The sequence below is a fragment of the Streptomyces sp. NPDC091649 genome, from assembly GCF_044756785.1.
Lineage (GTDB): Bacteria > Actinomycetota > Actinomycetes > Streptomycetales > Streptomycetaceae > Streptomyces.
Genome location: NZ_JBIVTR010000011.1, coordinates 145407 through 164551, shown reverse-complemented (window position 1 = coordinate 164551; position 19145 = coordinate 145407). Strand labels below are relative to the sequence as shown.

Genomic DNA, 19145 nt, shown 5'->3' with positions numbered 1-19145 from the left:
CCCAGGGGGGGGCGGGGCCAGCCCCACCCCCCCCCCTCCGCCGGGGGCCGGGGGGCCCGGGCCGGGGGGGGGGGGGCGGGGGCCCGGGGGGGGGGGCCGCCCCCCCCCCCCCCCCCCGCCCCCGGTCCGGCGCCCGTGCGGTTTCGGTGTCTCCGCCGCGCGGTGTCAGATGCGCCCGCGCGCCAGTCGGGTCAGCGGACCCACCGGAGGCTTGGCGGTCGTACGGCCGATGGCGAACGCCGCTCCGGCGACACCGGCCACCCCCGCGGCGGCCCCCGCCGCTACCGCCTTCCTGTGCTTGACGGCGGTCCAGGCGGTGGTGGCCGCGCTCGCGGCCCTGGCCGCGTTGGCCGTCACCGCCCGCTGCCCGCCCTGGAGACCGGCGGCCGCGGCACGGCCCACGCGCCGGGTGGTCTCACCGGCCGCCCGTACGCTCTCCGACGCCGCCTCCTTGGCGCCCGCGGCGGCCGGGCGCGCCTCGTCGGCCGCCGCCCCGGCCCCCTTGCCCGCGGTTTCAGCACCGGCCCCCTTGCGGGCCGTGGCGGCCGACGTGCGGGCGGTGGTGGTCCCGCCCTTGCCGCGGGCCGGCTTCCTTGCGTCCTTGTCGTCAGTGTTCATGGCCTCCTCCTTGCCTTGCGTGTTGCGGTCAAACCCGGTTCCTGCCCGCTCAGGCACCGTCGCGCGGCAGCAGCGAGCCGAGCGGCCCCAGGTCGAGATTGAGGTCCTCCATCGTCAGGTCGTAGCGGTCGCACAGCTCCGTCATGCGTTCGTGCAGGATCATCAGCGTCATGCCGATCCGCTCCTCCTGCGACTCGCTCAGGTCGCCCTGGTCGACACGGTGGACCGCTGTGCGCTCCATGAGCTGGCGGAGCAGCTCGACGATGGTGAGCACCAGCTTGATGAGATCGCGCTCCACGGTGTCCGGGTCGGTGTGCAGCCGCTGGGCCGTCGTCGAGGGCCCCCGGCCGCCCGGTTGCGCGGGGCCGAGCCCGAAGGCCCGGGCCGCGGCGCCCGCGATCTCCTCTGCCGCGGCGGACGGGCCCATCGCGCCTCGCGCGCCGTCGCCGTCGCCGTCGGTCATCGTGGTCCCCTCCTCTCGGAAATGCCTCCGTCGGGTGCCGAACCGGGGCGTCGCCTCACCACGGGGCCGGCTCCTCTCCGGTGACCGACCGGATCACCGCGCGCAGGTTGATGTGGACGAGGTCCACGTCGGCGATGGACAGGACGAGATCACCGGTGAGCACAGCGCCTCCGTTCAGCAGGCGGTCCAGGAGGTCGATCAGCGCGACGGGCGGGCCGCCCCGGGGCTCGCTCTCACCGAGGACTCCGCCGATGACGTCCGTGCTCACCGTGGACCACCGCCGTCCGCACCCTCCGCCGCCACGGCGGTGGCGAACGAGTAGGGCGCCCATGGCCCGGTCACCTCGATCGAGACACCGGAGACGCCCTCGGCCAGTGCGGGAAGCTCCCGGCGGAGCTGCTCCGCGCGCTCCCGGGGCACGAGGTAGGCGTCGTTGGCGATGTTCACCCCGGGCCCGGAGGCGAGTTGGCCCTGCTGCGGGCGGTGCACCGCCCGTGAGGCCGCCACCCCCTCCGCCAACCGCGCGGCGCGGGCCGCCACCTCGGATGCCGCACGGTAGGCGTCCCGGCTGTCGCGCTGCTGCGCCTGACGCCTCCGCAGATAGGCGCGGCCCGCCCCGCCCTCCGAGGACGTCACGGCGGCCGCCGCCGGAGGAGCGGCCGAGCGAGGGTCGGCGCAGACCTTCACCCCCAGCTCGACGTGCCCCTCCAGGCGAGCCAACAGCTCGTGGAACTCACTGCGTTGACGGACCAGCACGTCGGCCACCCGCGCGTCGTCCCGATAGACCGTGGCCAGCCGCATCGGCAGGACGGAGGTCTCCGCGAACGCGGCGTCCACCACGGCGTGGTGGGCTCGGGCCACGGCTTCGAGCCGGTCCAGGTCTTCCATCTGCGCGGTGAGCCCTTGCTCACTGAACGTGTCGGCCGGTACGGGGGAGACGAGCGCGCACAGTCCGCCGCCGTCGACGGATCGCAGCGGCCGGCCGTCCACGCCCGGAAGCCGGGCGGCGAGCCCGTCGAGGGCGGGGCCCTCACGGCCGACGGCGTAGACGTAGGTCATCTCCCCCGCGCCCGTACCGCGGGCGTCGGCGGAGGTGTTCGGTCCCTCGTTCATCGTTCCTCCTCCCTCTCGGCCGGAGCCGCCCCGGCTCCGGCGGCCTCGGAGCCGGGGAGCCCGGGAGCCGAACGCAGCCTGGCCAGCTCGGCTCGCAGTCGCTCGTTCTCCTCGGCCAGCGCGTCGCCGTCGGGGCGGGCCTCGGTCTCCCGCGCGGGGCGGGCCCGTGAGGAGAGCGAGGGATCGTGCTCCCACCAGTCGATGCCCATCTCCTTGGCCTTGTCGACGGAGGCGACGAGCAGACGCAGTTTGATGGTGAGCAGCTCGATGTCGAGCAGGTTGATCTGGATGTCACCGGCGATGACGATGCCCTTGTCGAGCACCCGTTCGAGGATGTCGGCGAGGTTGGCCGAGGAGCCCTGCTGCCCGTATGCCGGGCCGGCCCCTCGGGGCGGGGCCGGCATACGGCCGGCGAGTGAATCGGACACGGTGTCTCACGCCTTTCCGTGGGGTGTCGCCGCGGCTGCGCGCGGGGCCCGGTGGTACCGGACGCGTGCGCCCGTCGGGCGACACCGGTTGTGCGCCCGTCCGGTCACCGGTCGGCGGCGGCCGAACGTCGTCGGGGCCGACGGGCCGGGGGCGGCTCCTCTGCCGTCTCCTCTCCTGCCGCTTCCTCCTCGTCCTGCTCCTCTTCCTGCTCCTCGTCGTCCAGATCGTCCTCGTCCGCGGGCTCGTCCGCCGGTTCCTCCAGACCCTCGGCGTCCTCGGCGTCCTCGGCGTCGACGAACTCCTCGTCCTCCGGGCCCTCGTCGTCGTACTCGGGGCCACCGTCCTCCTCTTGACCGGCATCCTCGTCGTGCGGCTGGTCATCCTCGACGGGGCCGTCCTCGTACGCGGAGTCTTCGTCCTCGTGCGCGTCGTCTTCGTCCTCGTGCGCGTCGTCCGGCGAACCCTCGCCGGAGCGGGCGCCCTCGGCGTTCTGGGACTCTTCCTCGTCGAGCGCCTCGTCGTGGCTGACGACGACTTCTCCGTCACGGATCTCGCCCCGCCAGCCGTCGGTCGCCTCGCCGCGCATCATGATGAACTTGCGGTAGAGCTTGAGGTCGAGCCGGGCCCGGCGGCCCTGGGCCCGCCAGATGTTGCCGGTCTTCTCGAACAGGCCCTTGGGGAAGTATTCGAGGACCAGCAGGACGCGGGTGAGGTCATCGGTGACGGCGTGAAAGGTGACCACGCCCTTGACGGTGCCCTTGGCGCCCTCGGTGGTCCAGGTGATGCGCTGGTCGGGCACCTGTTCGGTGACGTTCGCCTGCCAGCTGCGGGTCGACCTGGCGACCTTCACCTTCCAGTTGCTGGTGGTGTCGTCCGCCTTCTCCACACTCACGACGCCCTTGGCGAACGTGCTGAACTCCTGGAACTGCGTCCACTGGTCGTATGCCTCGCGGACCGGCACACCGACGTCGATGTCCTCGACGACGGTGACGCTCCTGGAGGCGCCGCCCCCGGACGGACGCCCCTTGCCGAACAGGGTGGTGGCCTTGTTCCTGACGGTGTCCTTGAGATGGGAGGCGCCCGCGCTCAGGGCCGCTCGACCGGGGGCCTTGCCTTCGCCGAGGGCTTGCCCGCCCTTGGCCAGGTTCCTGAGCGCGCCGCCCCCGCCACCCGGCTCCGCGAGCCGGGCCACCGAGTCGCCCAGCCGGTGCCCCAGCCGGGTCACCGTGTGTTCGGCACGGGCGCGGAGGTAGTTCCGCAGCTCGTCCTTGAGCCGGTCGGTGGCCGGGTCCGAGGCCACGTCGTCCTTGATGCCGCCGAGGGTGGAGTCAGGCATCGTCGCCTCCCCGGGTCCTGCGGGCGCCGGAGGCCGTGGCCTCGCGGGCGCCCCCGGCACCCTTGCGCGCGGGCTTGGAGGACTTGCCCCCGCTCCCTGACCGGCCGGCCCCGGAGGAGGACCGGGTCCCGGAAGCGGACTCGGAGCGGGACGCGGCGGTCCTGCGGGGTGCGCGCTTGCGGCCCCCTCCACCGCCCGTCCGCTCGTCGCGGACCGCCGCTCCGGCTTCGTCGTCGGCACTCCGGCGCTCGTCGCCCCGGTCCCGCTCCTCGTCGTCGGGCCCGGCCTCCAGCTCCTGGGTGCGCTGCCGCAGGGAGTCGGCCAGGCTGCCGGCCCGCTGCGTGACGGCCTTGGCGGCCGCCGTCCTGGTGGCGTCGACCAGCTCCTTGCGCACCTGGTCGTTGAGGGAGCCCAGGACCGGCGAGCGGGCCAGCATCCCACCTATCTTCTGCGGGTCGAGAGCGGCCTTCTTGCCCAGGAGGAACATCCCGAAGCCCAGCGCGAGTTTGGCCTTCTTGGTGCGCCCCAGCAGGTATCCCCCCACCAGAGCCGCGCCTATCCTGGCGTTCTTCGTCATCTGCGATGCACCTCTGATCTCCCCCCGGTCACGTGTGGTTGTCGTCGATGGTCACGGCGCGTGCCGTGTGCTGTTCCGGTACTCCTCGATCTCGTCGAGCCGGTCGAGCAGCTCGTCCTCGCGCCGGTCGAACTCCTCGGCGTCGAGGTGGCCGCTGACCAGGTCCTGTTCCAGCTGCGCGAGTCGGGCGCGTACCGGCTCGGGGTCGTAGTACTCCTCCTCGGCGGCACGGACCACCTGGTCGAGAACCCAGACCGTTCCCCGTACCGGGGCCAGCGGCAGGGTCAGGATGCTGCTGACGAGGCCCATGGCGGACAGGTCACCTCCGCTCCCGGGGTCGTACGGACCCCGGCGGTCAGACGAAGCTGTACGGCGGCAGCGGACCCGTGAGCGTGAACGAGTACGCGTCGCCGCGCCGCTCCGCCTCGCGTCGGACCGCGGCCACGAAGTCCTCGGTCGCCGCGCGGGACACGAGGAAGGACAGGTTGAGGAACTGCTGCGGCGCCGGCTCCGCGTGCGAGCTGCGGGCGGCGGCGTCCGCCAGCCGGGCGGCGATGTCCTCGGCCTCCCTCCGGTGCCGGGCGGCCACCTCGTTGGCCACCCGCTCTCCCAGGGCGACCCGGTCCTCGTGGCCGCCCTGGGCGCGGGTCCGCTCGTTGAGCTGCCGGATCTCGTCGGATTCGGTCATGATCTCCCGCAGGAGGTCCTCCTCGTCCCGGCCCGCCTTGAGGTTGTACTCCACCCGGCCGTCCAGTTCCGTCAGCCGCTCCCGGTAGGCGTCGGCCTCCCGGTCCAGGGCCGCGGTGACCTCGTCGTCCCCGGGCCCCACCAGGCCGAAGCGCATGGGCAGGGTCGCACCACTGGCCATCAGCGCTTCCAGCACGTTCTGATGGGCCATGACATCGCGCCGCTTGGCGCGGAGCCCGACAGGCGCGTCGCTGACCACGGCGGCCAGCCGTTCGGTGTGCAGGGTCCGCAGCGCCGAGGGCGGGTCGCCCACCCCGTGCAGACCGTTCAGGGGCAGGGGGTGGTCGGCGCCGGTGATGGCGTAGATGTAGGTGGGCACCGCTACTCCTCACGTCGCTGGGGCTGACGGCTGGACGTCGACTTACGGGCCGGGCGCTTGCGAGGCTCCTCCTCGGACTCCTCGCGCTTGTTGCCCTGCAACGACTCGCTGAACGCCTCGACGGCACCGCTCAGGGCTCCCTTGGACTTGCCCTTCGCGCCGTTCTCGGTCATGTCGCCGACCAGATCGGTGAGCTGGCTCGGCGCCTTCCGGCCGGACTCCAGATCGAGCCGGTTGCATGCCTCGGCGAACCGCAGATAGGTGTCGACACTCGCGACGACCACACGGACATCGACCTTGAGAATTTCGATGCCGACCAGGGAGACGCGGACGAACGCGTCGATGACCAGCCCACGGTCGAGAATGAGTTCAAGAACGTCGTAGAGATTTCCCGAGCCGCTCCCACCGGATGTCGCATTGCTCTGCTGAACGAGTGTCATGGGGGAACTCCTTTCGGTGATCTTCGTCGGTGAACCAGGTTGCGTCGGACGACAGAATTTCAGCGACGATCGAGCTGTCCCCTGGCATAGCGGTGCAGTCGCTCGTACGACAACAGCGTTCCTTGCGGGCTTAGTTGGACCCGGTAGGAAGCCATCACGCTCATGGTGTCGGGCACTCTCTCCAGCTCGACCACTTCCACGTCCGCCGACCAACCGTCCTCGGTCGCCTTCACCGCGGAAACAGAGCCCGGCTCGCACTGGAGCAATTCCGTGAGCTGTGCGGATGCCTGCCGCATGGCGGTGGGAACGTCGACGCGCTTTCCGTCGTGTTCTTCATCGGTCTTCTTCTCGGTGCTCATCCTTCACCTGTCGCCGGGGATGGCCGCTTACCGATCGGCCTCCGTCGTCCATGGCTGACATTCGCCTGCCCCTGCGATCCGGACGTATGCACGAACGGAGTAGTCGAGGCCGCACGAGCCGCCTCCCGCGGCTCGCGGCCGACACGACGACCGGCACCAGCGCGCGAGTTCCGAAAGGGTCCGGAGCAGACCCACGAGGCTCCCACCCCGCCTCGATGTGCTCCTTTCGGGGCGAATACGACCGCGCCGCAGCCCGGCGACACGGCATCACCTGGCGCATGTGGCATTCCTGGAACCGCATCGCCGATTTGTACGACAATCTCGCTATTCAGGAGTCGTCATGTCACCGTTCGCCCCTTCCCGCACCTCCGCCCGGCGTCTCGGCGCTGCTGCGGCCGCCGCCCTCGCGGTCACCGGCATGTCCCTCGGCGCCGCGTCTCCCGCCTTCGCCGCCCCGGGGGACAGTGGGGAGGTCAAGATCCACAAGGCGGGCACGCCGTACGGCGACTCCCGCGACGAAACCGAGGTCTGCCGGTTCAACCTGTCCGCCGTGAACTTCGAGACCATTCCGCTGATCAACATCACCATCGCCCCGCAGCCGGCGACCCCGACCCGTCCCACGCTCACCGCGGCGGTCTCCCTGACCACGGGGAAGGGCCACACGCAGGACTACTCGCTGCCCAACGGCCAGTACAAGGTGACCTGGACCTTCCCGGGCGGCGTGCCCAAGCAGAAGCTCTTCACCGTGGACTGCCGTCCCACCGGAGGCGTGCCCGCGGGCGGGGGCGGCGTCCCCACCGTCGAGAGCAGCACCGCCGGGGACAGCGGTATGTCGATCGGCACCTCGTCGGCGCTGGCGGCCGGCGGCGTGGGCGTGGTCGGTCTGATCCTCGCCCGTCGTGCGGCCCGCCGCCGCGCCCATGGCGCCGCGTAACGCGGTTCGCCGCCGGCGGCGTCGGCGCGGACCGAGCCGCGCCTGCCGTCTCACCATCACCCTGAGCGTCACCTTCTCGGTCGTGGCCACCGTGGTCCAGGGATGCGGCAACGCCTCCCCGGACCACGGCGCCGCCACCGCGTCGTCCGCCGACGGGAAGGTTTCCCAGCAGGCGTCGCCGGGACGGGAGGCGGACGGGCACGGCCCCCGGGACGGGCGGCCGGACACCGCGGCCGGCGGGGGGACGACGGCGAAGCCGGCACCCGGGCCGACGAAGTCCGCACCGCCGCCGGCGCCGCTCCCCCGTTCGCCCGCGACGAAGCTGTCGATCCCGGCGCTGTCACTGGAGGCCCCCGTCCAGGGGCTCCCTCTCGACCCGGCAGGACACCCCGGGACCCCGCCCATCAGCAAACCGAAGCTGGTCGGCTGGCACCGGGACGGTCCGACACCGGGTGAGCGGGGCACCGCGCTGGCGGTCGGACACCGCGACACCCTGACCGGACCGGCCGTGTTCCTCAACATCAGCATGCTGCGCCCCGGCAACACCGTCCAGGTCACCCGGGCGGACCGGCGCACCGCGGTCTTCACCGTCGACGCGGTCCGCACGTACCAGAAGTCGTCCTTTCCCGACAAGGAGGTCTACGGGGAGCGGGGGCGTCCGGAACTCCGGCTGATCACCTGTGGCGGGCGCTTCGACAAGAAGGCCGGTTACGCGGCCAACGTCGTCGTGTTCGCCCATCTCACCGACGTCCGGAAAGCCTGAGACGGCGCCCGTTTCCTCGTCCTGCGAGGGCCGGCCGGGGCCGCCCTCCCAGGACGAGGAAACGGGCGCCCGCCGTGGGACACGCCCCTCGGGCGGACATCGTCCCGGGGCGCGCGTGACGCCGATCGCGGGGACTCCGGGTCCCGGGCACGGGGCCGGCCCGACGGGCTCCCGCTCGGAGGGCGATGGCACCCCCGCTCTTCATTCGGAGGATTCGGCCGCGCCGCGGTGTTAGGAACAGGCCGCTACGGGCACCAGTGTCGCCGTGCCCACCTCGGCACCACCCCCTCCCCCCAATGGTCCGAAGGAGACACTCAGTCATGCGTGCGCTCGCCCTGGTCTGCTCCCTGAACGCCTCTCCCGCCCCTTCCAGCAGCCACCACCTCGCCGAGCAGGTCATGGCCCAGTTCGCCCGCCATGACGTTCGGGGCGAGATCATCCGGGTCGCCGACCACGACGTCCGCCCGGGGATCGGCCTGGACATGGGCGACGGCGACGCCTGGCCGGCTCTGCGGGAGAAGGTCATGGCAGCCGACATCCTGCTGATCGCCACCCCCATCTGGCTCGGCCACCCCTCCAGCGTCTGCCAGCGGGTCCTGGAGCGCCTGAACGCCGAATCCTCCGAGACCGACGAACAGGGCCGCCCGCACACCTACGGCAAGGCCGCCGCCGTGGCCGTCGTCGGCAACGAGGACGGCGCGCACAAGGTGAGCGCCGACGTGTTCCAGGGCCTGAACGACGTCGGCTTCTCGCTGGCGCCGGGGGCGGTCACGTACTGGGTCGGTGAAGCCATGCACGGCACCGACTACCAGGATCTGGACGAGACGCCCGAAGCCGTCGCCTCGACGACCCGCGCGCTCGCCGCGAACACCGTTCACCTGGCGCGGGTTCTCGCCGACCACGCCTACCCGGCGGCGTGATCCGCGTTTTCGACGAGCACCGCCCGGGGCGAGGGGACGCGGACGCGCCGGTGTGCCCGACGCGGTCCCGCGGGGCCCTCGCGCCCCGTGCGCACGGCAGGCACCGATCCGGATTCCCCGGCGCCCGCGGCATGAGCCGGAGCGAGGCCGTCGGGGGCCGTGCGGTGCGGGTGCCCGCCCCGCCCGCGCGGGCCGCTCGAAGATCGCGCTCCCGGCCGGGAGCCGGCGGCGAGGCGGACGAGGACACCGTGGCCCGCCGGTGGGCCACGGACGCTCCGCGCGGCTGCGCGGTGCGGCGTACCGGTCGTCACCGCACACTCATCGAAAGGGCATGAGATGGGCTGTCCCGGGCCCACGGACCACTCGTTCGCCGAGACTCCGCCAACCGCCGAAGAGGGCGTGCGCCCCCGCGACGCGCCACCGTCCACGGACCCGCGGGCCGTCGACGCGGATGTGGCCGGCGCCTTCCTGCGCACCGCACAGGCGGTGCTGGCCGAACGGCTCGCCGAGGCCGCCGAGAGCGACGCGTCGTTCTCCGAGGAGCTGGCGCGGCGGGTCGCCGACTTCACCCTCGACGGCGGCGGGCGGATGCGGCCGCGTCTCCTGTGGTGGGGGATGCGGGCCTGCGGTGCGGCGGAGACCGCCGCCGCTCTGCGGCTCGGGGTGGCACTGGAGCTGATCCAGACCTGCGCGCTGATCCACGACGACGTGATGGACCGCTCACGGTTACGCCGGGGGAAGCCGGCCGTGCACATCGGTCTGGCCGAACGCGCGGGCCTCTCCCCGGACACCGAGCGGGGCTCCGCGTTCGGCACGTCGGCCGCCGTGCTCGCGGGGGACCTCGCGCTGGCCTGGGCCGACGACACGGTGGCGGAGACCGAACTGTGCGCCGTCCGCAGACGACGGATCGGCGCCCTCTGGCGCGCCATGCGGACGGAGATGGTCGCCGGGCAGTATCTGGAGCTGCACGGGCAGGTCAGCGGCGGTGACTCCGTGGCGCAGGCCCTGCGGACCGCCTGCCTCAAGAGCGGCTCGTACTCCGTCGAGCGGCCTCTGGCGATCGGCGCCGCCCTGGCCGACGCCGATGAGCGGACCACCGGCGCTCTGCGCTCGGCCGGCCGGTGCGCCGGCATCGCCTTCCAGCTGCGGGACGACCTCCTCGGGGTCTTCGGCGATCCGGGGACGACCGGGAAGCCGTCCGGCGACGACATCCGCGAGGGCAAGCCGACCTATCTCCTGGCCGTCGCCCGCACACGGGCCGAGGCGGCGGGCGACCGGGGGGCGCTGGCCGTGCTGCGCCGGGCCGTCGGGAACGCCGGCCTCACCGAGCGGGATCTCGCGGACGTGCGCGGCGTCTTCGAGGCGGTGGGCGCGCGCGCCCACGTGGAGGGGAAGGCGGAGCGTCTGCGCGAGCAGGCCGAACACCGGCTGGCCCGGGCCGTCGACGTCGACGCACCCGGCGGCGGCCGGCTGCTGGAGATGCTGCGCAGGGTCTCGGGGGACCGCGCCGCCGGCTTCCCGGCCGCCGAGGATCCGCACCGGCACCACACCGGGAGAGTGCCGCCCCGGCCCCTCACCGGAGCCGAAGGAGGCAGCACCCGGTGATCACTCTCAAGGGCCCCGTCGACCACGTGGTGGTGATCGGCGCCGGTCTGGCAGGACTGGCCGCCGCGCTCCACCTGCTGGGCGCGGGCCGCCGCGTGACGGTCGTCGAGCGGGATGACGTGCCCGGAGGGCGGGCCGGGCTGCTGGAGTCGGGCGGCTTCCGCATCGACACCGGGCCGACCGTGCTGACCATGCCGGACCTGGTGGAGGAAGCCTTCGCCGCCGTCGGGGAGCGCCTGGCCGACCGGCTGGAGCTGATCCGGCTGGACCCCGCCTACCGGGCCCGGTTCGCCGACGGGTCCCAGCTCGACGTGCACACCGACGGCGCCGCGATGGAGGCCGCCGTCGAGCGGTTCGCGGGGGCCCGCCAGGCGGTCGGCTACCGGCGGCTGCGGAGCTGGCTGGAGCGTCTCCACCGGGTGCAGATGCGCCGGTTCATCGACACCAACTTCGACTCACCGCTCCAGCTCGCCCACCCCGACCTCGCCCGGCTCGCCGCGCTCGGCGGCTTCGGCCGGCTCGACGCGCGCATCGGGCGTTTCGTCTCGGACGAACGGCTGCGCAGGATCTTCTCCTTCCAGGCCCTGTACGCGGGTGTGCCCCCGGCGCGGGCCCTGGCCGCGTACGCCGTCATCGCCTACATGGACACGGTGGCCGGGGTGTACTTCCCCCGGGGCGGGATGCACGCGCTGCCCCGGGCGATGGCGGACGCGGCCGCCGACGCGGGGGGGTCCCTCCGCTACGGGCGGAACGTGACACGGCTGGAGCGTTCGGGAGACCGGGTCACCGCCGTCGTCACCGACCAGGAGCGCATCCCGTGCGACGCGGTCGTCCTGACGCCCGATCTGCCCGTCAGCTACCGGCTGCTCGGCCGCGCCCCGCACCGGCCCCTCCCCCTGCGGCACGCACCGTCCGCGGTGATCCTGCACGCGGGCACGGACCGCAGCTGGCCGGAGCTGGCCCACCACACCCTCTCGTTCGGCGCGGCCTGGAAGGGCACCTTCCACGAGCTCACCCGCACGGGCGAGCTGATGTCGGACCCCTCGCTCCTCATCACGAGGCCCACCGCGAGCGACCCCTCCCTCGCTCCGCCGGGCAAACACCTGCACTACGTGCTGGCGCCCTGCCCGAACACCGAGGTCGGGCCGGGAGTACGGGAGTGGCGGGAGCTCGGCCCCCGCTACCGGGACGAGCTGCTGGCCGAGCTGGAGCGCCGCGAGATGCCCGGCCTCGGCGCGGCGATCGAGCGGGAGGGGCTGGTCACACCGGTCGACTGGACCGCCCGGGGGCACGCGGCGGGCACCCCCTTCTCGGTGGCGCACACCTTCCCCCAGACCGGCCCCTTCCGCCCGCGCAACCTGGTGCGGGGCACGGTCAACGCCGTCCTCGCCGGTTGCGGCACCACGCCCGGCGTCGGCGTGCCGACCGTCCTGATCTCCGGGAAGCTGGCGGCGGAGAGGATCACCGGTCCCCGTGCCGCCCGGGCCAACCCGCGCCCCGCCCCGAGAGGTTCCCGCGCATGACCGTCCGCGAACTCGACGCAGCAGGCGTCCACGACCCCGCACTCCGAGCCGCTTACATCCGCTGCCGCGACCTCAATGCTCGTCACGGCAGGACGTACTTCCTCGCGACGCGGCTCCTGCCCGCCGACCGCCGGCCGGCCGTCCACGCCCTGTACGGCTTCGCCCGCCACGCCGACGACATCGTCGACGATCTCGACAGCACGGCCACGCCCGGCGAGCGCGCCCGCGCCCTGCTCGACCTGGAAGCCCAGCTGGAGGCGGGGCTGCGGCACGGGCGGGCCACCGAGCCGGTGATCCGCGCCCTCGCGGACACGGTGGACCGGTACGGCATCGCGCCCCGGCACTTCACCGACTTCCTGTCCTCCATGCGCAGCGACCTGACCGTCGGCGGCTACGCCTCGTACGAGGATCTCGGCCGCTACATGCACGGCTCGGCCGCGGTGATCGGCCTGCAGATGCTGCCGGTGCTCGGGACGGTGGGGCCGCGCGAGGAGGCGTCGGCGCACGCGGCGGCGCTCGGGGTGGCCTTCCAGCTGACCAACTTCCTGCGGGACGTGGGCGAGGATCTGGACCGGGGCCGGCTCTACCTGCCGGCCGAGCTGCTGGCCGCCCACGGGGTGGACCGCGCACGCTTCGAGTGGAGCCGGAGCACGGGGACGCGGGACAGCCGGATCACCGGCGTCCTGCGGGCCGCCGCCGCCCACAACCGGGCCGTCTACCGGACCGCCCTGCCCGGTGTCGCGATGCTCGCCCCGGTGTCACGGCCCTGCATCCGTACGGCGTTCGTGCTCTACAGCGGCATCCTCGACGCCATCGAGGCGGACGGGTACGCCGTCCTGCACCGCCGGGCGGTCGTCCCGCGCCGCCGCCGGACCGCCGTGGCGCTGGACGGGCTGGCCAGGGCGGTCGCCGTGCGCGCGATGAGCCGGCGTGGGGCGGGGCCGGGCACGGAAGCGCACGGCTCCGCGCCCGCCCGCACGCGGGCGGCCGTCGCCGCACCGGCGGTGCGCGAGGAGGCGGTATGAGCCCCGCGGCGGAGCGCCCCCGGCGCCTACCGCTGCGGTTGCGGCGCGCACCCGCGCCGTGGGAGCGGCAGGCGCCGACGTGGCGGGAGGCGCGACCGGCGGTGATCGCGGCGGCGCTCACCCGTGCCCGGGGCCGGCCTTCCGGCAACTGGTACGTCGTCGGCGCCTCGCGGGACCTTCCTCCCGGGCGGCCCCTAGGAGTCACGGTCGGCTCCACCGAGGTGGTGGCGTGGCGCGACGGCGGGGGGAAGCTCCGCGCGGGCCCGGGGGCGTGCCCGCATCTGGGGGCGCCGCTGCGCGACAGCCCCGTCCGCCGCGGCAGCCTGGTCTGCCACTGGCACGGGCTGGCCCTGGACGGCGGGCCGTTCGCCGGGTGGGAGCCGTATCCGGCCCACGACGACGGGGTCCTGCTGTGGGTACGGCTCGATGAGCTGGGGGGCGAGCCTCCGTCGGAGAGGCCGTACGTACCCGTCCGGCCGAGGCTCGGGGAGGCCGTCGAGACGGTCTATTCGGGCGTCGGCCGCTGCGAGCCCGAGGACGTGGTCGCCAACCGCCTCGATCCATGGCACGGCGCGTGGTTCCATCCGTACTCCTTCGTCGACCTGACGGTGACGGGAACGCCCGCCGACGGCACGGCGGACGCCCCGGCCGACGACGGGTTCACCGTCGACGTGTCCTTCAAGGTGGCCGGGCGTCTGGTGGTGCCGGTCCGGGCCCGGTTCACGGCCCCGGGGCCCCGGACGGTCCTCATGCGCATCGTCGAGGGCGAGGGCGCGGGGTCCGTGGTGGAGACGCACGCCACGCCCCTGGCCCCGGACGAGCGGGGGCGGCCCCGGACGGCTGTGACGGAGGCGCTGGTCGCGGGGTCGGGCCGGCGCGGATTCGCCGTGGCCAGGGCCGCCGCGCCGCTGCTGCGCCCCCTGATGCGCGCCTCGGCGGGACGGTTGTGGCGGGACGACCTGGCGTACGCGGAGCGGCGCTGGGAGCTGCGGGACAGCGGGAGGTTCCCGGGCTGACGCGTGGCAACGGGCGCGTGGGGGCGTGTGGGTGGGAGCGGGCGCGTGCGGGTGGGCGGCCCGGGGGGCTATTCCGCCCCCATCGCCGCGAGGCGGCGCAGCAGGGCCGAGCGCCCCTCGCGCGGCACGGTCCACAGTGTCTGCCCGCGAACGCCCCACCGTTCCAGCAGGGCGTTCGCGGCGAGGAACCCGCTGGTGGCCGCGCGTTCCATCAGGGCCACCGGCAGCTCGGTGCGCACCATGTCCCCCGCCACGGTGACGGCGGGGTCGGGGGTGCGGACGCCCGGCCGGTCCCGGTAGCCGCCCACGGGGAACATCGGGCAGTCCGCCCGCCATACGTGGCGTGCGTCGACGACCCGGGCACTGCGCGTCTCCGGGTAGATCCGGTGCAGTTGGGCCAGGGCCTCGTGCTGCACGGCGGACCGGTCGGCGTCCGGTGCCACGGCGTAGGCGTGCAGTTCGAGGACCGAACCCCTGGTGCGCCGGGCCCAGCGGGCGGCCTCCCCCTCCCAGCGGTCCAGGACGCTCACGTTGTCCAGCGGCCCGTAGCCGCTGGTGCCCAGGAAGCCGGGCCTCTCCCGCGCCACGGGCCGGTCGAGCCAGAGCCGTGAGACGAGGAACGGCGGTGCGGTGCGCAGCCGTGCGATCCGCGCGCGCCAGTCGGCGTCGCCCAGGCCCGGTGAGGCGGCGACGACTCGGCGCAGGCCGTCGCTGTCCAGGGCGAGGACGACGGCGTCGTAGCGCGTGGTGCCGTCGTCGGTGGCGAGGTCGAGGCCGTGGTCCGGCCGGGGCCGCACCCACCGGACCGGTGTCCGGGTCCGCACGTCGACGCCGTGGCCTTCGAGGTAGGCGTGCAGCGGGTCCCACAGGGCGGTGGGGAACGGTTCGGCCGGGACGTCGAAGAGCAGGCCCTCGCTGGAGCCGAGGAAGTAGATATGGAACATCAACGCCAGTTCGGCCGCCGACAGTTCACGCGGGTCGGCGAAGAAGCTGCGGGAGAAGACCTCGAACGCCAGGTGGTGGGCGGCCTCCGGGAAGCGGATGCGGTCGAGGAAGTCGGTGGCGCTGACGCCGTCGCTCCGGTCGTACACCCCGGGCACCCGCACGTCCAGCAGCGGCAGCGCCGCCCTCGGATTCATCCGGAGCGCGTCCCGCGGCCCGAAGGCGGGGCTGAGGGCGACGAATCCCATCGCGCTGAGCGGCGGGGTGCGCGGCACCCGGGCGAAGCTGTCGTGCAGTCCGGAGCTGTGCCGCAGCGGATAGTCGGGCAGCCGGGTCAGCGCGGCGAGGTCCGGGTCGACCCGGCGCAGCAGACCGCGGAGGTTGTAGTACTGCCGGAAGAAGGCGTGAAACCCGCGGCTCATCGTCACGTTGGTGCCGTCGGCCAGCTCGGTGGGCCACCCCGACAGTCTTCCGCCCAGAGCGGGTTCACGCTCGTGGAGCGTGACGCGTGCGCCGCGCTCGGCCAGGAGGGTGGCCGCCGCGATTCCGGCGATGCCCCCGCCGACGACCGCCACGGCGGGGGCCTCTCCCGTGAACCGGGCGCGGCCGGCCGGGGCCGGTACGACGGCCGCCCGCCGGTCCCGGCCCGGCCGCCGCCCCCCGCCGCCGTCCCGCAGGAGCATCACGACCGGTCCTCCGCTCCGGGGGTGGCACGGCCGACGAAGGTGTGGGTGATCCCGGTCTGCCAGCCCGGCAGCGGCAGGACGCGTACGCCGGCGAAGCCGGCCCGGCGCAACCGCCGCTCGAACGCGGGCGCCGTGTCGAACCGGGCGACGCTGTCCCGCAGGTGGCGGTAGAGCTCCGCGTCCCCGGCGAGCCGCCCGGCGGGCTGGATGATCATCGAGCAGACCGTGTTCCAGACGGCACGGTGAACGGGGGATCCGCCGAGCGTGTACTCGTGGACGGCGAGGCGGCCGCCCGGGACGAGCAGACCGCGGACCAGGTCGAGCGTCTTGTCGGGGTCGTCGAGGTTGCGGAAGAGGTAGCCGGCGAACACCGCGTCGAAGGAGCCGGGGCGCAGCCGGCCGGCCAGTTCCTCGACGGGTGCGTGCACGAAGTCGACACCGGCCAGCCGGCTCTTGGCGACCGCGCGGTCCAGCATGCCGGCGGAGGCGTCCACTCCGGTGACGCGGGCGTGCGGGGCGGCGGCGAGGAGCGCGGCCGTGGAGGCGCCCGTGCCGCAACCCAGGTCGAGCACGCGCAGCCCGCGTCCCCCATCCGGCAGGCCCAGCCTGCGTGCGGAGCGGCGCAGGTGCGCGTGGTAACCGGGGCTGGCCGCGACGAGGCGGTCGTAGGCGGTGGAGCCGTGGTCGAAGGCCGCGGACAGTGCGTCACCGCGCAACAGGATCATGGGGTGCTCTCCTCGTGGTCGGCCGGTGAGGGGGGAAGCGGGGCGGCGGGGGGGTCGCGCCGGGTCCTGAAGGGGAGTTCGAGGACGGTCCGCAGCATGGGGGCCACGGGGGTCCGCAGGCCGACGAGCAGGTCCTCGTGCACGCGGGAGCCGCCGTCCATGAAGCTCAGCAGCCGTTCGCCGGGAACGCCCCTGAAGAGGCGGCCGAAGAAGTCGGCGCCGTCCACCCGGCCGCTGTCCAGGGCCCGCAGCATCACGGCGTCCATCGCGCGTGCCCGCCGCCCGTACGGCAGGGGCATGCGCGGGGGCCGGCCTGCGCGCAGCCGCTCGGCGACGGCCCGGCTCTGCCGCTGCACGGCGGCGAACGTGTAGCCGGTGGAGGGGCGGGTCGCGCCTCCGGCGGTGCCGATGCGGTACACGGAGCGCCCCTGCCGGGGCGGGAAACGGCCGTCGGTCATGGGGAGGACGCCGTGCTCCTGTGCGGTGACGCGGAGAGGCCCCAGGCCCAGGACGTCGTGGGCGTAGTGGCGCAGAGCGCGCCGGTAGCCGTCGGCGTCCAGCGGCGCGGGAGAGAACTCGGTGTACTCGACCAGCGCCGTGCGGGTGTCCAGCGGCAGGACATAGCCGAACGAGAGCCCGTGCGCGGGCTGCGGCGTACGGAAGTCCATCAGGTCCGCGGTCGCCGGATCGAACGCGGGACGCTCGGTGCGGACGAACCAGCCGGTGAAGTGCTGGAGCAGGGTGGTGCGGGCGGGTGGCAGGCGGCGGGGCGGGCGGGAGTCGAAGACGTGCTGGCCGCGCACGAGGACGCGTTCGCCGTACGCGTCCCGCGAGAGGACCTCGCCACCGCCGGACGGACGGTCGCGTACGGCGCTCACGGTGGCCTCGATCCGGCTCAGGGCCGGTGTGCGGGACAACCTCCGCTCGACCAGTGCTTCGAAGGCGTCCGAGCGCAGCATCTTGTAGCGCAGCCGCGAGAGTCGTGCCACCGTGGGCGCCCCGTCCGCCGCCCGGACCCGTAACCGGGGCCAGGAGGCGGCGAGGACCGGGTCGTAGTCCCCACCGGGCGGTTCCCAGAAGCACCAGGTCCGCGGGGGCGCCCTCAGGGGTCCCGGCGGGGCGTCGACGAGGGCGACCGACAGCGGGACGGCGCTGCCCGGCGCGCAGAGGTGGTACGCCAGGCTCAGCCCGGCCGCTCCCGCTCCCACGATGACGACGTCGAAGTCGGCGGGCACGGCTCTCCCCTCTCGGTCGGGCGGGTACACACCCCTCGCGCTGGGAGGGAAGCCGGAGTCCTCCGCGCCGGGGGGCCGGGTGGCCGCCGGGCGACGGGCAGCCGGGCGGGGCGCTTGCCGTCCGACCGTATCCCGCCGTCCGCTCCCGGGCCCTTTCTGATCAGCCGCTCCCACCTGAGTGGCGGTAGGAGCGGCCGGCTCCTGGCCGGCCGCCTCCCCGGACGCGGCCTCCCGGACTCCCCCGCCCGGCCGCCTGCTCTCCGCTCGAACCCGCCGCCCGCGGGCCGGCTCCGTGCCCGGCGTCCGTCCCGCCGCCCGAGCCCCGTCGGCCGGGCCCCGGGTTGCGGTGGCCGGGGCCCGGCGTGACGGTGTTGCGGGGGCAGCCGGCCCGGCAGCGGGTGGTCAGCGAGCGAGGAGAGACGATGGGCGACGGCCCGGGCGGTCGCAGAATCCGCCGTACCCCCGCCGGTCTTCCGCGCGGGCGGGTCGCGGTCGTCACCGGCGCCGCTCGCGGCGTCGGCGAAGCGCTCTCCCGCGGTCTCTCCGACGCCGGGATGCACGTCGCCCTGCTGGGCCGGGAGACGGCGACCCTGCGGGAGGCCGCCGCGTCCCTCTCCGGTCCGAGCATCTGTGTCGAGTGCGACATCACCGACCGGGCGGCGCTCGCGGACGCCGCGCGCCGTGTGGAGGCCGGCCTCGGGCCCGCCTCCGTGGTCGTGGCGAACGCGGGCATCGCCGTCAGCGGGCCCTTCGACCGTACCGCCGCCGAGCTCTGGCAGCGGGTCATCGACGTCAATCTCACCGGTTCCGCGAACACCGCCCGCGCCTTTCTGCCACAGCTCACCGCCACCCGGGGGTACTTCCTCCAGATCGCCTCCACCGCCGCGTTCGGCGCCGCGCCCATGATGAGCGCCTACTGCGCCTCCAAGGCGGGAGCGGAGTCGTTCGCCCTCGCACTGCGCGGGGAGGTCCTGCCGGACGGAATCCAGGTCGGCGTCGCCTATCTGCACTGGACCGGCACCGACATGCTCACCGGCATCGACGACCACCCCGTCCTCCGAGCGCTGCGCCGCAACCAGCCCCGCCCGGCCCGCCGGGTCCACACCCCCGACCAGGTGGCCCACTGGCTCACCCGGGGCATCGCCCACCGCGCCCCGAACATCTACGCCCCGCCCTGGCTCCGCTGGTGCCAGCCGCTGCGCCCCTTGTTCCCCGCACTCGTCGCCCGGGTCGCCCGCCGCGAACTGCGGGGCCACCGGGAGGACGCGCTGTCCTCCCCCGCCGAGGTCCTGGGGGCCGGAGGGCGGGCCGACTGGGATTTCCACTCGGCCTCCCACTCCACTCCCCCGCCCGATCGCTAGTTCGAGCCA

Annotated in this window: 22 protein-coding genes; 8 read left to right on the top strand and 14 right to left on the bottom strand. The window is 74.3% G+C overall.

The window, feature by feature from the left end:
* Positions 1-165: 165 nt before the first annotated feature.
* The 11 genes from ACIQMU_RS20225 to ACIQMU_RS20175 all read right to left on the bottom strand — a co-directional run bounded on the left by ACIQMU_RS20225 (position 166) and on the right by ACIQMU_RS20175 (position 6401).
* Positions 166-618 (bottom strand): hypothetical protein, encoded by a 453-nt coding sequence (locus ACIQMU_RS20225; protein WP_402689352.1) that lies wholly within the window; start codon positions 616-618, stop codon positions 166-168.
* 49 nt (positions 619-667) lie between these two features.
* On the bottom strand, positions 668-1081 hold the full coding sequence (locus ACIQMU_RS20220) for a gas vesicle protein K (RefSeq protein WP_402689351.1): 414 nt from the start codon (positions 1079-1081) through the stop codon (positions 668-670).
* Positions 1082-1136: 55 nt separating this feature from the next.
* Complete coding sequence (locus ACIQMU_RS20215) at positions 1137-1349, bottom strand: gas vesicle protein (protein WP_352240865.1); 213 nt, start codon at positions 1347-1349, stop codon at positions 1137-1139.
* Entirely contained in the window at positions 1346-2194 is an 849-nt protein-coding gene (locus tag ACIQMU_RS20210) for a GvpL/GvpF family gas vesicle protein (RefSeq protein WP_352240866.1), read from the bottom strand. The genes ACIQMU_RS20215 and ACIQMU_RS20210 overlap by 4 nt, the downstream gene beginning before the upstream one ends.
* Positions 2191-2622 carry a gas vesicle protein gene (locus ACIQMU_RS20205; RefSeq protein ID WP_402689350.1) on the bottom strand — a complete coding sequence of 144 codons (432 nt, stop codon included), beginning with the start codon at positions 2620-2622 and terminating at the stop codon, positions 2191-2193. Before ACIQMU_RS20205 ends, ACIQMU_RS20210 begins: the two co-directional genes overlap by 4 nt.
* Before the next feature lie 104 nt (positions 2623-2726).
* Complete coding sequence (locus ACIQMU_RS20200) at positions 2727-3959, bottom strand: SRPBCC family protein (RefSeq protein WP_402689349.1); 1233 nt, start codon at positions 3957-3959, stop codon at positions 2727-2729.
* Complete coding sequence (locus ACIQMU_RS20195; RefSeq protein WP_402689348.1) at positions 3952-4536, bottom strand: hypothetical protein; 585 nt, start codon at positions 4534-4536, stop codon at positions 3952-3954. Before ACIQMU_RS20195 ends, ACIQMU_RS20200 begins: the two co-directional genes overlap by 8 nt.
* A gap of 51 nt (positions 4537-4587) precedes the next feature.
* On the bottom strand, positions 4588-4845 hold the full coding sequence (locus ACIQMU_RS20190) for a gas vesicle protein GvpG (RefSeq protein ID WP_352240869.1): 258 nt from the start codon (positions 4843-4845) through the stop codon (positions 4588-4590).
* Between the two features lie 46 nt (positions 4846-4891).
* Positions 4892-5602 carry a GvpL/GvpF family gas vesicle protein gene (locus ACIQMU_RS20185; protein WP_402689347.1) on the bottom strand — a complete coding sequence of 237 codons (711 nt, stop codon included), beginning with the start codon at positions 5600-5602 and terminating at the stop codon, positions 4892-4894.
* 2 nt (positions 5603-5604) lie between these two features.
* Positions 5605-6042 (bottom strand): gas vesicle structural protein GvpA, encoded by a 438-nt coding sequence (locus ACIQMU_RS20180; protein WP_352240871.1) that lies wholly within the window; start codon positions 6040-6042, stop codon positions 5605-5607.
* 59 nt (positions 6043-6101) lie between these two features.
* Positions 6102-6401, bottom strand: coding sequence for a gas vesicle protein (locus ACIQMU_RS20175; protein ID WP_352240872.1), 300 nt, complete (start codon positions 6399-6401; stop codon positions 6102-6104).
* Between the two features lie 340 nt (positions 6402-6741).
* Here ACIQMU_RS20175 and ACIQMU_RS20170 point away from each other — a divergent pair, with 340 nt between their 5' ends.
* The 7 genes from ACIQMU_RS20170 to ACIQMU_RS20140 all read left to right on the top strand — a co-directional run bounded on the left by ACIQMU_RS20170 (position 6742) and on the right by ACIQMU_RS20140 (position 14187).
* A complete protein-coding gene (locus tag ACIQMU_RS20170; protein WP_402689346.1) occupies positions 6742-7335 on the top strand; it encodes a hypothetical protein in 594 nt (197 codons plus the stop codon).
* Complete coding sequence (locus ACIQMU_RS20165; protein WP_352240874.1) at positions 7322-8098, top strand: class F sortase; 777 nt, start codon at positions 7322-7324, stop codon at positions 8096-8098. The genes ACIQMU_RS20170 and ACIQMU_RS20165 overlap by 14 nt, the downstream gene beginning before the upstream one ends.
* A 320-nt stretch (positions 8099-8418) precedes the next feature.
* Positions 8419-9018: an NAD(P)H-dependent oxidoreductase gene (locus tag ACIQMU_RS20160; RefSeq protein ID WP_352240875.1), complete on the top strand. Its 600-nt coding sequence runs from the start codon at positions 8419-8421 to the stop codon at positions 9016-9018.
* Between the two features lie 336 nt (positions 9019-9354).
* Positions 9355-10623 carry a polyprenyl synthetase family protein gene (locus ACIQMU_RS20155; RefSeq protein ID WP_352240877.1) on the top strand — a complete coding sequence of 423 codons (1269 nt, stop codon included), beginning with the start codon at positions 9355-9357 and terminating at the stop codon, positions 10621-10623.
* Positions 10620-12146: a phytoene desaturase gene (locus ACIQMU_RS20150; protein ID WP_352240878.1), complete on the top strand. Its 1527-nt coding sequence runs from the start codon at positions 10620-10622 to the stop codon at positions 12144-12146. Before ACIQMU_RS20155 ends, ACIQMU_RS20150 begins: the two co-directional genes overlap by 4 nt.
* Positions 12143-13171: a phytoene/squalene synthase family protein gene (locus ACIQMU_RS20145; protein ID WP_402689345.1), complete on the top strand. Its 1029-nt coding sequence runs from the start codon at positions 12143-12145 to the stop codon at positions 13169-13171. Before ACIQMU_RS20150 ends, ACIQMU_RS20145 begins: the two co-directional genes overlap by 4 nt.
* The gene (locus ACIQMU_RS20140; protein ID WP_402689344.1) at positions 13168-14187 is read left to right on the top strand and encodes a DUF5914 domain-containing protein; all 1020 of its coding nucleotides are present in this window, start codon (positions 13168-13170) and stop codon (positions 14185-14187) included. The genes ACIQMU_RS20145 and ACIQMU_RS20140 overlap by 4 nt, the downstream gene beginning before the upstream one ends.
* 68 nt (positions 14188-14255) lie before the next feature.
* On the opposite strand, the gene ACIQMU_RS20135 is transcribed toward ACIQMU_RS20140, so the two are convergent.
* The 3 genes from ACIQMU_RS20135 to ACIQMU_RS20125 are packed head-to-tail and all read right to left on the bottom strand — an operon-like array spanning position 14256 to position 17775.
* A complete protein-coding gene (locus ACIQMU_RS20135) occupies positions 14256-15812 on the bottom strand; it encodes an NAD(P)/FAD-dependent oxidoreductase (protein ID WP_352241013.1) in 1557 nt (518 codons plus the stop codon).
* Positions 15812-16540, bottom strand: coding sequence for a class I SAM-dependent methyltransferase (locus ACIQMU_RS20130; RefSeq protein ID WP_352240881.1), 729 nt, complete (start codon positions 16538-16540; stop codon positions 15812-15814). Before ACIQMU_RS20130 ends, ACIQMU_RS20135 begins: the two co-directional genes overlap by 1 nt.
* The gene (locus tag ACIQMU_RS20125) at positions 16537-17775 is read right to left on the bottom strand and encodes a lycopene cyclase family protein (RefSeq protein ID WP_402689343.1); all 1239 of its coding nucleotides are present in this window, start codon (positions 17773-17775) and stop codon (positions 16537-16539) included. The genes ACIQMU_RS20130 and ACIQMU_RS20125 overlap by 4 nt, the downstream gene beginning before the upstream one ends.
* Positions 17776-18197: 422 nt before the next feature.
* Here ACIQMU_RS20125 and ACIQMU_RS20120 point away from each other — a divergent pair, with 422 nt between their 5' ends.
* Positions 18198-19136 (top strand): SDR family oxidoreductase, encoded by a 939-nt coding sequence (locus tag ACIQMU_RS20120; protein WP_352240884.1) that lies wholly within the window; start codon positions 18198-18200, stop codon positions 19134-19136.
* The last annotated feature ends 9 nt before the right edge of the window (positions 19137-19145 follow it).